This is a genomic window from Curtobacterium poinsettiae (assembly GCF_047226435.1).
Classification (GTDB): Bacteria; Actinomycetota; Actinomycetes; order Actinomycetales; family Microbacteriaceae; genus Curtobacterium; species Curtobacterium poinsettiae.
This window is the reverse complement of the sequence record NZ_CP178434.1, coordinates 1,308,925-1,321,124: the sequence shown is the minus strand read 5'-3', so window position 1 is coordinate 1,321,124 and position 12,200 is coordinate 1,308,925. Positions and strand designations below refer to the sequence as shown.

Annotated in this window: 11 protein-coding genes; 1 reads left to right on the top strand and 10 read right to left on the bottom strand. The window is 73.1% G+C overall.

Going from position 1 to position 12,200, the window contains the following annotated elements; all coding sequences use genetic code 11:
- Positions 1–89 precede the first annotated feature (89 nt).
- From ACL00U_RS06265 to ACL00U_RS06240, 6 genes are read right to left on the bottom strand one after another with little or no spacing between them, the layout of a single operon-like run.
- Positions 90–1,007 (bottom strand): phosphogluconate dehydrogenase C-terminal domain-containing protein, encoded by a 918-nt coding sequence (locus ACL00U_RS06265; RefSeq protein ID WP_017885792.1) that lies wholly within the window; start codon positions 1,005–1,007, stop codon positions 90–92.
- On the bottom strand, positions 1,004–1,849 hold the full coding sequence (locus ACL00U_RS06260; protein WP_284761624.1) for a sugar phosphate isomerase/epimerase family protein: 846 nt from the start codon (positions 1,847–1,849) through the stop codon (positions 1,004–1,006). Before ACL00U_RS06260 ends, ACL00U_RS06265 begins: the two co-directional genes overlap by 4 nt.
- Positions 1,846–2,661 (bottom strand): triose-phosphate isomerase family protein, encoded by an 816-nt coding sequence (locus tag ACL00U_RS06255; RefSeq protein WP_284761625.1) that lies wholly within the window; start codon positions 2,659–2,661, stop codon positions 1,846–1,848. The genes ACL00U_RS06260 and ACL00U_RS06255 overlap by 4 nt, the downstream gene beginning before the upstream one ends.
- Positions 2,661–3,146, bottom strand: coding sequence for a ribose-5-phosphate isomerase (locus ACL00U_RS06250; RefSeq protein ID WP_042540403.1), 486 nt, complete (start codon positions 3,144–3,146; stop codon positions 2,661–2,663). Before ACL00U_RS06250 ends, ACL00U_RS06255 begins: the two co-directional genes overlap by 1 nt.
- Positions 3,147–3,171: 25 nt before the next feature.
- Positions 3,172–4,893: a dihydroxyacetone kinase family protein gene (locus ACL00U_RS06245; protein WP_017885796.1), complete on the bottom strand. Its 1,722-nt coding sequence runs from the start codon at positions 4,891–4,893 to the stop codon at positions 3,172–3,174.
- The gene (locus tag ACL00U_RS06240) at positions 4,890–6,308 is read right to left on the bottom strand and encodes an MFS transporter (protein WP_056073375.1); all 1,419 of its coding nucleotides are present in this window, start codon (positions 6,306–6,308) and stop codon (positions 4,890–4,892) included. Before ACL00U_RS06240 ends, ACL00U_RS06245 begins: the two co-directional genes overlap by 4 nt.
- Positions 6,309–6,566: 258 nt before the next feature.
- Here ACL00U_RS06240 and ACL00U_RS06235 point away from each other — a divergent pair, with 258 nt between their 5' ends.
- Positions 6,567–7,316, top strand: a complete 750-nt coding sequence (locus ACL00U_RS06235; RefSeq protein WP_017885798.1) for a FadR/GntR family transcriptional regulator — start codon at positions 6,567–6,569, stop codon at positions 7,314–7,316.
- Between the two features lie 162 nt (positions 7,317–7,478).
- On the opposite strand, the gene ACL00U_RS06230 is transcribed toward ACL00U_RS06235, so the two are convergent.
- The 4 genes from ACL00U_RS06230 to ACL00U_RS06215 all read right to left on the bottom strand — a co-directional run bounded on the left by ACL00U_RS06230 (position 7,479) and on the right by ACL00U_RS06215 (position 11,997).
- Positions 7,479–8,354 (bottom strand): sugar phosphate isomerase/epimerase family protein, encoded by an 876-nt coding sequence (locus tag ACL00U_RS06230; RefSeq protein WP_412874063.1) that lies wholly within the window; start codon positions 8,352–8,354, stop codon positions 7,479–7,481.
- Between the two features lie 44 nt (positions 8,355–8,398).
- Positions 8,399–9,610 (bottom strand): DUF993 family protein, encoded by a 1,212-nt coding sequence (locus ACL00U_RS06225; protein WP_412873957.1) that lies wholly within the window; start codon positions 9,608–9,610, stop codon positions 8,399–8,401.
- Positions 9,607–10,809, bottom strand: coding sequence for a Gfo/Idh/MocA family protein (locus ACL00U_RS06220; protein WP_412874062.1), 1,203 nt, complete (start codon positions 10,807–10,809; stop codon positions 9,607–9,609). Before ACL00U_RS06220 ends, ACL00U_RS06225 begins: the two co-directional genes overlap by 4 nt.
- A gap of 120 nt (positions 10,810–10,929) precedes the next feature.
- Positions 10,930–11,997, bottom strand: coding sequence for a LacI family DNA-binding transcriptional regulator (locus ACL00U_RS06215; protein WP_042540409.1), 1,068 nt, complete (start codon positions 11,995–11,997; stop codon positions 10,930–10,932).
- Between the last annotated feature and the right edge of the window lie 203 nt (positions 11,998–12,200).

The window sequence follows — 12,200 nt, the reverse complement described above, 5'->3', positions numbered from 1 at the left end:
GGCTGGCGAGGAGCAGCCGTGGCGGCACGGGGAACGCCCCGCCGGAAGGGGGTCGGCGGGGCGTTCCGGTCCGTGGGGACCGCGGGTGATCAGCGCCGGACGGCGTCGATCTTCAGCATCTTCGCGATGACCGAGTCGAGCTCGCTGTCGTCGAAGACCTGCTTCCAGTCCTCCTTGATGAGCTTCTCGCGGCCGTAGCCCATCGCGATGTGGCAGGCGTCGGAGAACGGGTTCGAGCCGCGCAGGCCGTTCGTCAGCGCGATCCAAGTGTGGCCGTGGAGCATGGCGCGGGCGGCCTCGCGGGGCACGCCGACACCGGTGACCGTTTCTTCGAGGGCGTCGTTGAGGAAGTCGCCGATCATGCAGGCGATGGTCTCGACCAGGGTCGGCTCGAGCACGGCGAGCTGCTTCACCGTCACCCAGTGCACCTGGATGACGGGCGCGTACATGGTGGTGATGACGGCCTCGGCGACGGCCTTGGCGCGCTCGTCCTGGTCGCCGAGCGACTCCGACGCGTCGAAGGCCGCGATCACCTCCTGCGGGGCGGCGATGCCACCGAAGGTGTCGTCCCACTCGGCCTTGGTGGTGCGCTCGAGGAACACCGACGGGTGGCACGGGTGCGCCACGGCGTAGTGGACGTCCTCGCGCTTGGCGAGCAGTCCGGCGTAGGCGGCGGCGGGGTCGAGCGTCAGGATCGTGGCGCCGGGCTGCATGACGGGGACGAGCTGCTCGGAGACGGTGCCGAGCAGGACGTCGGGCACGGCGAGGATGACGACGTCGGCGGCCTTCGCGGCGTCGAGGCTGTCGGTGATCTCGCGGCCGAGGGCCCGGATGCGCTCCTGGCCGGCGGGCGAGGCCTCGCTGTACAGGGTCGTGTACTCGCTCTTCGCGAAGTTGTTCGAGACGCGGGTGCCCATCTTGCCGCCGGCACCGATCACGGCGACGGTGACGTCGGCCGTGCCGGATCCGGCAGCGACGGTGTGGGGGGTGGTGACGGTGTCGGTCATGATTCCTTGCTCCTGATGTACTCGATGGTGTGTTCGGTCCACGCCGCCTCGATGCGCGTGGTGGTCTGTGCGGGGGTCTCCCCCGGCAGGGGTTCGGCGCCGGCGTGCTCGTCCTGCCACGGCAGCCAGAACTCGATGACGCGGTTGATCCCCCGGGCATCGGGCTCGATCGCGGCGCGGACGGCGTCGTGGTCGAGCAGTCCGGTACCGGTGCGGACGCCGGTGTACTGGAACCCGACCCAGCCCGGTGAGCGGGTGAAGGCTGCGTCCTTCACGTGCCAGTTGACGACGTGCGGGGCGGTCATCGTCACGACGTCGGCCGGGTGTTCGAGCCGGGCGACGGTGTTCGCCGGGTCGAGGCAGATGCCGAGGTGGTCGGAGCCGATCGCTTCGACGACGGCGACGAGGTCGGCGGTGGCGACGACCTCGTAGGTCTCCAGCGCGAGGGTCACGCCCGCGCGCTCGTAGGCGGGGAGCGCCTGCCGCAGGCGTCGTCCGGTCTCGGCCGCGTCGGGCTGGTCGTCGCCGCTCGTCCACATGCTCCGGACGAGGGTCGCGCCGAGCTGCTGCGCGACGTGCAGGTACCGGGCCAGGTGCTCCGGCCGGGTGCCACGGGTGCCGACCTCGAGTGTGATACCGAGGTCGGTGGCCAGGGACCGGATCGACGCCAGGCGCGCATCGGTCGCGGTGTCGAGCGGCAGGTGGTCGCAGATCTGGAACAGGTCGACGCCGTCGTGGCTCGCGGCGTCGCGCAGGGCGTCGTCGAGGGACATCGGCGACGGCACGCGGTCGGACATGCGCCAGAAGTAGGCGTAGGTGGAGAGGCCGAGCAGGGAGGTCACGCCGGTGCTCCGTCCTGCGTCGCGGCCAGCGCCTCGGCTTCGTCGAGGATCGTGCGGATCGCCTCGGGGTCGTGGGCGAAGCGGCCGAGGAACAGGCCGCCGATGCGTCCGGCACCGCGGGTCAGCAGGCCCGGACCGGCACTGCCGCCGTAGATCGCGACCGAGCCGGCGAGCTCCGGCCGGGTCGCCAGGTGCTGCTCGATCCCACCGAGCACCGCGACGATGTGCTCGTCGGGTGCGGGCTGCGGGGCACCGATCGCCCACACCGGCTCGTACGCGGCGATGAGCGGTCCGGCGAGACCGTCGGCGGTGGCCGTGGTGGTGAACCGGTCGAGCTGCGCGGTGACCTCGGCGATCGCGGCTGCGGGGTCGTCGTCGGCGGCGCGCGCGGTCTCACCGATGCAGATCAGGGGCCGCAGGTGGTTGCGGAACGCCGCGTGCACCTTCCCCGCGATCTCGTCGTCCGTCTCGTGGAACAGGGAGCGGCGCTCGGCGTGTGCGATCTCGACGAGGTCGACACCGATCTCCCGGAGCTCCACGCCGGAGACCTCGCCGGTGAACGCGCCCTCGTCCGCCCACGCCAGGTCCTGCGCGCCGAGCGTCACGGGGGCGTCCCCGATCACCGCACGCACCGGCACGAGCGACGGGAACGTCGGCACCACGAAGAGCTCGACCGCGCCGGAGCGCACCGCCGGGTGGCTCCGGGCGATGTCGGCCACGGCGGCCGCCCACTCGAGCGTCCGGGCGTGCGAGAAGTACATCTTGAGCGACACCCCGATCGTCACGGGGGCGGCCGCCGCGGTCGCGGGCATCAGGCGTCGGTCCCCACCGGTGCGGAGCCGTCGTAGGCGCAGATGGCCTGGACCTTCGACGCGCTCGCGCTGGTCTGGTCGAAGGTGTAGCCGAGCCACTCCTTCGCCATCCGGCGCGCGACCTCGACCCCGACGACGCGCTGCCCCATGCAGAGGACCTGGGCGTCGTTCGACAGGATCGAGCGCTCGACCGAGAACGAGTCGTGCGCGGTCACGGCGCGGATGCCGGGGACCTTGTTCGCCGCGATCGCGACTCCGAGGCCGGTGCCGCAGACCAGGATCGCGCGGTCGGCCTCGCCGTTCGCCACCAGACGGGCGGCGTCGACGGCGACGTGCGGGTAGGCCGTGTGGCCGTCGGCGTCCACGCCCACGTCGACCACGGAGGCCACGCGGGGGTCCTTCGCCAGGTCGGCCTTGATGGCCTCCTTGTGGTCGAAGCCGGCGTCGTCCGAACCGACGACGATGCGGAACTGCTGCTCACTCATGCGGGTGTGCCTTTCGTGGTGGGGGTCAGGCGGGGACGGCGATGGTCGAGCGGACCGCGGCGGTGATCAGCGCGAACGAGACCGCGCCGGCGTCCGGGGTGCCGACGGCGTCCGCACCGTGGGTGCGTGCACGGCCCATCCGCGGCAACAGGTCGGCCGTGGCGTCGGCCGCGGTCTGCGCGGCGGCCGACGCGGCCGACCAGGCGTCGACGAGTTCGTCGCCGGCGTCGACCCGGGCGGAGAAGACCTGGTCGAACGGCACGAGTGCGTCGACCATGGTCTTGTCGCCGGGGACGGCCCCGAAGGCCAGGACGGCCTCGGTGGCGGCGTGCACCGCGCTCTGGACGGTGGCGGATGTCGGACGGGACTCGTCCCCGAGGACGCGACCCATGGCCTCCAGGGCAGCACCCCAGATCGCACCGGACGTGCCGCCGGCCTTGTCGGACCAGGCATCACCGGCGATCGCGAGGACCGAACCGGCGCCGGCGCCACGGGCGGCGGCGTCCTGTGCCGCACGGTCGGCGGCGGTGGAGCCGCGCTGCATGCCGATGCCGTGGTCGCCGTCGCCGGCGACGGCGTCGATGCGGCCGAGCTCGTCGGCGTGGTCGTCGATCGTGGCGCGGATCGCGGAGACGGCGCCCGCGACGCGGACTGCTGCGGCCCGGGACTCCTCGGTGCCGGGCGTCACGGGCACCACCACGCCGGCTTCGAGCACCTCGGCCGGCAGCGGCTGCTGCGGGACGGCGCCGCCCTTGCGGTACGCGGGGGCGTCGGCGGGCGCGGCCCAGAGCTGCTCGAGTTCGTCGTCGAGCCAGAACAGGGTGAGCGAGACGCCCGCCATGTCGAAGCTGGTGACGAGTTCGCCGACCTCGGGCTCGACCACGACGATGCCGGCCTCGGTGAGCTTCCGCTGGACGGCACCGAAGACGACGAAGAGTTCCTCGTACTTGACGGAGCCGAGGCCGTTGAGGATCGGGACGACGCGCGCACCGTCCGCTGTGACGCCGGACGGCAGCTCGGTGAGCAGCTCGTCGACGAGCAGGTCGGCCAGGCCGTCCGCGGTGGGGACGTCGGCCTCGGCGATGCCGCGTTCGCCGTGGATGCCCATGCCGATGGCCATCCGGCCCTCGGGGACGGTGAAGAGCGGTTCGTCGGCGCCGGGCAGGGAGCAGCCGGAGAAGGCGACACCGAAGCTGCGCGTGCGGTCGTTGGCGCGGGTCGCGATCGCGGTGACCGCGTCGAGGTCGTCGCCGCGTTCCGCGGCCGCGCCGGCCACCTTGAACACGCAGAGGTCACCCGCGATGCCGCGGCGCTGGTGCGCCTGGTCGGCGGGCGCCGAGGCGATGTCGTCGGTCACGCGGACCGTGCGGACGTCGATGCCCTGTGCCTCGAGCGCCCGTGCCGCGGCGTCGAAGTTGAGGACGTCGCCGGCGTAGTTGCCGTAGCTCAGCAGTACGCCGCCGCCGTGCTCGGACGCCTTCGCCACGGCGGTGACCTGCTGGGCGCTGGGGCTGGCGAACAGGTTGCCCATCGCGGCACCGGCAGCCAGGCCGTGCCCGACGAGGCCGCCGAAGGCCGGGTAGTGGCCGGAGCCACCGCCGACGACGAGCGCGACGGTCCCCTCGGGGCTGGTGGTGGAGCGGGCGACGCCGCCGTGCACCCTGCGGACCCGGGCGCGGTTGGCGGCAACGAAGCCGTCGACCATCTCGTCGGCGAAGTCCGCCGGGTCGTTGAACAGGCGGGTCATGCGCCGGCCTCCTTCGCGATGGCGGTCGGTCCGTCCGTGGCCGCGGCTGCGGTCTCGGCTCCGGTCGCGGCGACGGCCGCTTCGTTGCGCTTGGTGTTCCGGCCGAGGACGAACATCAGCACGCTCGACAGCACCATGAAGAACCCGACGATGAACATCGGCACCTGGTACCCGCCGGTCCACTCGCTGACCGCGCCCGTGATGTACGGGGCGGCGAACCCACCGAGGTTGCCCACGGTGTTGATGAGGGCGACCCCCGCGGCTGCGGCGGCACCGGTCAGGAACTGCGTCGGGACCGTCCAGAAGTTCGGCAGGGCCGCGAAGATCGCACACGCGGTGATCGCGATGACGGCGACGGTGGCCGCCGGGCTGTTCATGTACAGCGCGACCGGGATCGTCAGACCGCCGACCAGGGCCGGGACGGCGATGTGCCAGACCCGGACGCCACGACGGAAGGCGTCACGCGACCAGAAGTACAGGACGACCGCGGCCGGCACGTACGGGATGGCCGTGATGAGGCCCTTCTGGAACAGGTCGAACGTCGTGCCGAACTGCTCCTGGAAGCCGTCGATGATCGTCGGCAGGAAGAAGCTGAGTGCGTAGAGGCCGTAGATGAAGCCGAAGTACACGGCGGCGAGCATCCAGACGCGGCCGGAGCCGAAGGCCGCACGCAGGCCGCCCTTGCCGTGACCGTCGCCGCCGCCCTTCGCCGCGCTCTCGGCAGCGAGCGTCGTCTCCAGCCAGACCTTCTCGTCCTCGTCGAGCCACTTCGCCTGCGACGGCTTGTCCTTGAGCACGAAGAGGCACAGGACGCCGACGATGATCGCCGGGATCGAGACGCAGAGGAACATGAAGCGCCAGCCGGCCAGGCCGCCGAGGATCCCCTCGTGGGTCATCAGCCAGCCGGCGAGCGGGGAACCGATGACGCTCGTGAGCGGCTGGGCCAGGTAGAACAGCGCGAGCATCTTGCCGCGGTGGCGAGCCGGGACCCACGTCGACAGGAACAGGATCGCGCCGGGGAAGAACCCCGCCTCGGCGATGCCGAGCAGGAAGCGCAGACCGACGAGCTGCGGGTAGTTCTGCACCCACGTGAAGAGCAGGGACACGATGCCCCACGTGATCATGATGCGGGCGAGCCAGATCCGGGCGCCGAACTTGTGCAGCGCGAGGTTGGACGGCACCTCGAGCACGAGGTAGCCGATGAAGAACACACCGGACGCGAAGCCGAACTGGGCGGCGGTCAGGCCGAGGTCGGCCTCCATGCCGTTGGGGGCGGCGAAGGAGATCGCGGTGCGGTCGAGGAAGTTGATGAAGAACATCAGTGCCACGAACGGCACGATGCGGATCGCGATCTTGCGGATGGCCGTCTTCTCGACGACCGAGGTGGGGATGCCTCGTGTGGCGGGGATGTCCACGATGACTCCTGCTCGGTGGGGGTGGTACGACTCCGCCCGGCTGCTGCGCCGGGTTGCCCGGTCGGCTGCGTCGGGGTGGTCCGGGCTGCTGCGCGGATCGGGAGCGGGCGCATCGGTGCGCCTGATCCAGTGTGCGTCGCGCTCGTTCAACTTGTCAACCGGTTGACCATTTCGCGCGTCGGCTCGGACGAGGCCGCCCGCCCGGCGCGCTGGCTCCGCTCCCGCCGCAACCGGTTGACCGACCGGTACGCTCACTGCATGCCCGCGTTCAGCCCGGACGACCCCCTCAACATCCGACTCGAACTCGAGTCCGTGCCCGTCGGGTCACCCGCCTCGGTGGTCGCCCGACAGCTCGTCTCGCTGCTCACCGCCGGCGAGCTGGCCCCCGGGTCGCGGCTGCCGGCGGAGCGGGTCCTGTCCGAGCGGCTCGGCGTGGGTCGCTCGGCCGTCCGCGAGGCCCTCGCCGCCCTCGAGATCCTGGGCATCGTGCAGATCCGCCCCGGTTCGGGCACGTACCTGCGCGGCGGCACCTCGGACCTGCTGCCGACGACCCTGTCGTGGGGTCTGATGCTCGCCTCGAACCGCACCCGCGAACTGCTCGAGATCCGGTCCTCGCTGGAGCGCACGGCCGCGATCCTCGCCGCGCAGCGCGCCACCGACGAGCAGATCACCGAGCTCGGCGAGTACCTGGTCCGGCAGGAGGCGACGCTCGACGACCCGCAGGCCTTCATCGACGCCGACGTCCGCTTCCACGTCCTGCTGGCACGGGCGTCCGGCAACGACGTGCTCGCCGACCTGCTGCAGAGTCTGCGCTCCATGCTGAGCGTGTGGGTCGCGCGCCGCGTGCAGACCCGGCAGGCGACCGAGGCCGCGTTCCACGAGCACCGCGCCGTCTTCGAGGCGTTGCGCGCCCGCGACGTGCCCGCCGTGCAGCGCGCGATGGACGAGCACATGGCCACGGCGAGCGCCCGCATCGAGCACGCCGAGCCGCTGCCCGCCGACGAGTAGGGCTCGTGCGCGGTCGCGCGCGCTCGCGCTCGCGGTCGCGCTCGCTTCGTGAGCAGGAATGGTCGGGTCCGTCGAGCCGACCCGACGTCCTGTGCTCACGATCAGGGCGGACGGGAGGCCCGGGGCGCGCCCGCCCCGCACCGTGCGGGGGCAGCGCCCGCCTCAGCGCGGGAGCGGGACCGCTTCGGCGAAGGACGCCACGACGCGGGCGACGACCTCGGCGGGCGGGGTGTCCCAGATCGCCTGGTTGAAGAGCTCGACCTCGACGTCGCCGGAGTAGCCGGCACCCATCACCGCATCGGTCACCGGCCCGAAGTCGACGTGCCCGTCGCCCGGGTAGCCGCGTGAGAGCAGCGGGTCGGCCGCGATCGGGGTGGTCCAGTCGCACACCTGGTACGACGCGATCCGGCGGGCGGCACCGGCCCGGGCGATCGAGGCCGCGAGCGCCGGGTCCCACCAGACGTGGAAGGTGTCGACGACGACCCCCACGGCCGCTGCCGGGAACGGGGCCGCCAGGTCGAGGGCCTGCGCGAGCGTCGACACCACGGCGCGGTCGGCGGCGTACATCGGGTGCAGGGGTTCGACGGCGAGCTGCACGCCGGTGTCGAGTGCGTGCGGCACGAGGGCGGCGAGGGCGTCCGCCACCCGCGCACGCGCACCGCCGAGGTCGCGCGAGCCCGCTGGCAGGCCGCCCGCGACGAGCACGAGGACGGGCACCGACCCCGGAGCACCCGCGGCGGCCAGGGCAGCGGTCTCGTCGATCGCCCGGCGGTTGTCGTCGAGTGCCCGCTGGCGTGCGGCCCCCTCGGGCAGGGTGAAGAACCCGCCACGGCAGTGCGACGACACCCGGAGTCCGGAGTCGGCCACCCGGCGCACGGCCTCGGCGAGCCCGAGCTCGGCGACGGGTTCGCGCCAGGTGCCGATCGCCCCGACCCCGGCACGGCGGACGGTGTCGAGCGCCTCGGGCAGGGTCGCGTACTTGATCGTCGCCTGGTTGACGGACAGCCGCGGGTGCGGCGCGGGCGACCCCGGCGCCACCGGCACGGGTGCACCGACCTGCGCGGCCGTGCCGGACGGCGTGCTCACGCGACCACCCCGGCTGCGGTGCGGTCGACGGCGGGTGGGGCGGGCCTCCCGGCGGTCGTGTCCACCCCGTTGACCGCGAGCAGGGCGTGCCAGCGCGCGGCGGCGAGGTCCGGGTCCTGCAGGGCGCCGCAGGCGTTCGTGAGCCGGACCGTCTCGGACAGGTGCGACAGCGAGCGGCCGGCGTGCTGGCCACCGACCATGGCGAAGGCCGGCTGGTGCCCGTTCAGCCAGGCGAGGAACGCGATGCCGGTCTTGTAGTGCCAGGTGGGGGCACTGAAGAGGTGTCGGGACAGGGCCTCGGTCGGTCCGAGCAACGAGCGGTAGGCGGCTTCGTCTGGCAGGGCACGCACGGCGGCTGAGGCGAGCGGTGCGATCGCGGCGAACGCCCCGAGCAGGGCGTCGGAGTGCACGCCGTCGCGGTCCGCGATCAGGTCGACGTAGTGGAAGTCGTCACCCGTGAACATCCGGGCGGTCTCGGGCAGCCGGGCGCGGAGTGCCACCTCGGCCGTCGCGTCGAGCAGGCTCATCTTGATGCCGGAGATCCCCGGCCCGGCGTCGCGCATGATGTCGAGCACCGTGTCGGGGCCCCGGTGCCCGCCGAAGTACCCGGCGAGGGCGGGGTCGAACGCCTCCCCCAGCCAGTGCAGGACGACGGGGGCGTTCGCCCGCTCGACGACCCGACGGTAGACGCGGCGGTAGGTGTCCGGATCGTCCAGCGCGAGTCGTGCCAGGTGGCGGCTGGCCATCAGGACCACGCCCGCCCCGGCGTCCTCGGCGTGGTGGAGCTGCCGGGCGTAGGCGTCGACGACCTGCTGCTCGGTGACGGGTTCGTCGGGCAGGTCGTCGGTGTTCACGCCGACGACGATGCGGCCGCCGACCGACTGCGCCTCGCGGGCGGAGCGCGTCACGAGCTCGCGGGTCGCCGCCGGGTCCAGTCCCATGTTTCGCTGCGCGGTGTCCATCGCGTCCGCCACACCCAGCCCCCACGACCACAGGTGGTGCCGGAACGCCAGGGTGGCGTCCCAGTCGAGGTCGGCCGGGGCTCCGGGGGTGTTGTCGGCGGCGGTGCGCGGGACGACGTGGGCGGCCGCGTAGACGATGCGCTCGGTGAGCGGTGCCGCGGGCACGGCAGTGGCGTCGACGGCAGGTGCGCCCAGCGGCGTCCGGCTCGTGGTGCCGTCGGGCGCCAGCAGGGTCAGGTCCGTCATGCGGACGCCCCGATGGTCTCGGTGCGCTGGGCGACCTCCGGCGTCTCGACCGGGAGGCGCGGCTCGGCCCCGGCGGGCAGGGTCAGCTCCGGCAGGTCCACACGCCGGCCCTCGGCGCTGGATCGCAGACCGGCTTCCGCCAGCGCCACGCCGCGGGCACCGGACAGCAGGTCGTAGGGGTGCGGGCGCCCGGCGACGAGGTCCTGCAGGAAGTCCTCCCACTGGGCGCGGAACCCGTTGCCGTAGACCTCGTTGTCGGGGACCTCGAGCCACTGGCTGCGGTAGTCGGCGTCGTCGCGCAGATCGGGGTTCCAGACGGGCTTCGGCGTCGCCGTGCGGGGCTGGATCCGGCAGCCGAACAACCCCACCACCGCGCTGCCGTCGGTGCCGTCGACCTGGAACTCGACGAGCTCGTCACGGTCCACCCGGACCGCCCAGCTCGAGTTGATCTGCGCCGTGACGCCGCCGGCCAGGTCGAACACGCCGTACGCGGCGTCGTCGGCGGTCGCCGGGTACGGCACGCCCTGCTCGTCGGTGCGCTGCTCGATGTGCGTGACCGCGCGGGCGTAGACGGACTCGACGCGGCCGAACAGCTGCTCGAGCACGTAGTTCCAGTGCGGGAACATGTCGACGACGATGCCGCCACCGTCCTGCCGGCGGTAGTTCCAGCTCGGGCGCTGCGCCGACTGCCAGTCCCCCTCGAACACCCAGTACCCGAACTCGCCGCGGACGCTCAGCACCCGGCCGAAGAACCCGGAGTCGAGCAGGCGACGGAGCTTCCGCAGCCCGGGCAGGTAGAGCTTGTCGTGCACGACGCCGTTCGGGACGCCGGCCTCGGCCGCGAGCCGGGCGAGTTCGAGGGCCTCGGCGGAGGTCTCGGCCGTCGGCTTCTCGGTGTAGACGGCCTTGCCGGCGGCGATCGCGCGGCGCAGCGCGTCGGCACGGGCACTCGTCACGGCGAAGTCGGCGAAGACCTGCCAGCGGGGATCCGCCAGGGCGGCGTCGAGGTCGGTGGTCCAGTGCTGCAGGCCGTGCCGGGTCGCGATCTCCTCGAGCTTCGCGGCGTTCCGACCGACGAGCATCGGTTCGAGCTGCACGCGCGTGCCGTCGGGCAGCCGCAGACCGCCGTCGTCGCGGATCGCCAGGATCGACCGCACCAGGTGCTGCCGGTAGCCCATGCGCCCGGTGACGCCGTTCATGATGATGCCGATGGTGCGCGTGGTGGTCAACGCGTGCTCCCTTGCTCGCTGCGGCCCGCTCTCCGTCGTCGTGGAAAGCGCTTGCCGGAACCGTACACCACGGGGTGCGCGGTGGCGAGGTCAGCGGGCGGTGCTGGCGCGCAGGACGACCTCGCCGTCGACGGCACCGTCGGCCTCGAGCCCGAGCGCACGGCGGACGGCCCGCTCGCCGATCTCCTCGAGCGGCAGCCGCACCGTGCTGAGCGCCGGCACGACGTCGGCGAGCATCCGCACGTCGTCGAACCCCGCCACGCCGACGTCCACCCCGGGCACGAGCCCGCGCTCCCGGATCGCCGCGACCGCCCCGACGGCCATCAGGTCGGTGACCGCGAAGACGCACCGGGGCACCGCGGCCCCACCCTCGGCAGCTCGGTCCAGCAGCGACACCATCGCCCGGTACCCGCCGTCGCGCGTGAACTCGGAGGGCACCACGTCGTCGTCGGGCACCCGCAGACCGTGGGCCGCGAGGCCGGCGACGAACCCCTCGACCCGGGCGTGGGCGGTGACGAGGTCCGGGTCGCCGGCGAGCACGGCGAACGAGTCGTGCCCCTGTTCGACCAGCGCACCGGCGAGCGCCGCAGCCCCGCCGAGGTTGCGGATGACGACGCCGTGCACGCCCGGGACGCCCGCTGCGGCACCGTCCAGGTCGGACACGAGCGCCGACACCCCAGCCCCCGCGGCGACGAGGCCACCGACCGCCGCCGCGACTTCGGACGGGCCGGAGCCCGTCGCGGATCCGGAGCCGATCCCGAGCCGACGGCTGACCGCCAGCACGACGGCTCGCGGGCGGAGTCCGGCGACCACGTCGAGCACCGCCACTTCGCGCGACGGGTCGCCGCCGGTGGAGGTGATCGTGACGACGAGCCCGGCGTCGTCGGCGGCGCGGATCGCGCCGGCGGCGATCGCGGCGAAGTACGGGTCGGCGATGTCGCCGACGACGAGCGCCAGGGTCGTGGTCGACCCCCGAGCGACGGCCTGCGCCTGCACGTTGGCGGTGTAGCGCAGGGCCCGGGCGGCGGCGCGCACCCGGTCCACCGACTCCTGCCGGACCTTGCGGGTGCTGCCGTTGAGTGCCCGCGAGGCGGTCGCGAGCGACACCCCTGCCCGCTCGGCCACGTCGGCCAGGGTGACGGTGCCTCGCTCGGGCATGTCGTGCCTCCAGTCAGGGTCCGCGCCGTGCGCGGCCTGTGGCGAGGATAGCGATTCCCCGCCGACCAGGGCGGGGTTCCGAGCGGCCGGTCACGCCGTCGAGACCACAGGTCACGTTGTCAGAACAACCCTCAGGAAAGCGCTTGCCAGAACGGCGGGGGTCGTGTAGACCTGGGGTCCTCGGCCGAGACACCCCGAACGCT

What these genes read in the sequence shown, in the direction of transcription:
- ACL00U_RS06265 (WP_017885792.1), bottom strand. Translation starts at nt 1,007, where the DNA reads ATGACCGACACCGTCACCACCCCCCACACCGTCGCTGCCGGATCCGGC.
- ACL00U_RS06255 (WP_284761625.1), bottom strand. Translation starts at nt 2,661, where the DNA reads ATGCCCGCGACCGCGGCGGCCGCCCCCGTGACGATCGGGGTGTCGCTC.
- ACL00U_RS06250 (WP_042540403.1), bottom strand. Translation starts at nt 3,146, where the DNA reads ATGAGTGAGCAGCAGTTCCGCATCGTCGTCGGTTCGGACGACGCCGGC.
- ACL00U_RS06245 (WP_017885796.1), bottom strand. Translation starts at nt 4,893, where the DNA reads ATGACCCGCCTGTTCAACGACCCGGCGGACTTCGCCGACGAGATGGTC.
- ACL00U_RS06235 (WP_017885798.1), top strand. Translation starts at nt 6,567, where the DNA reads ATGCCCGCGTTCAGCCCGGACGACCCCCTCAACATCCGACTCGAACTC.
- ACL00U_RS06225 (WP_412873957.1), bottom strand. Translation starts at nt 9,610, where the DNA reads ATGACGGACCTGACCCTGCTGGCGCCCGACGGCACCACGAGCCGGACG.
- ACL00U_RS06220 (WP_412874062.1), bottom strand. Translation starts at nt 10,809, where the DNA reads ATGAACGGCGTCACCGGGCGCATGGGCTACCGGCAGCACCTGGTGCGG.
- ACL00U_RS06215 (WP_042540409.1), bottom strand. Translation starts at nt 11,997, where the DNA reads ATGCCCGAGCGAGGCACCGTCACCCTGGCCGACGTGGCCGAGCGGGCA.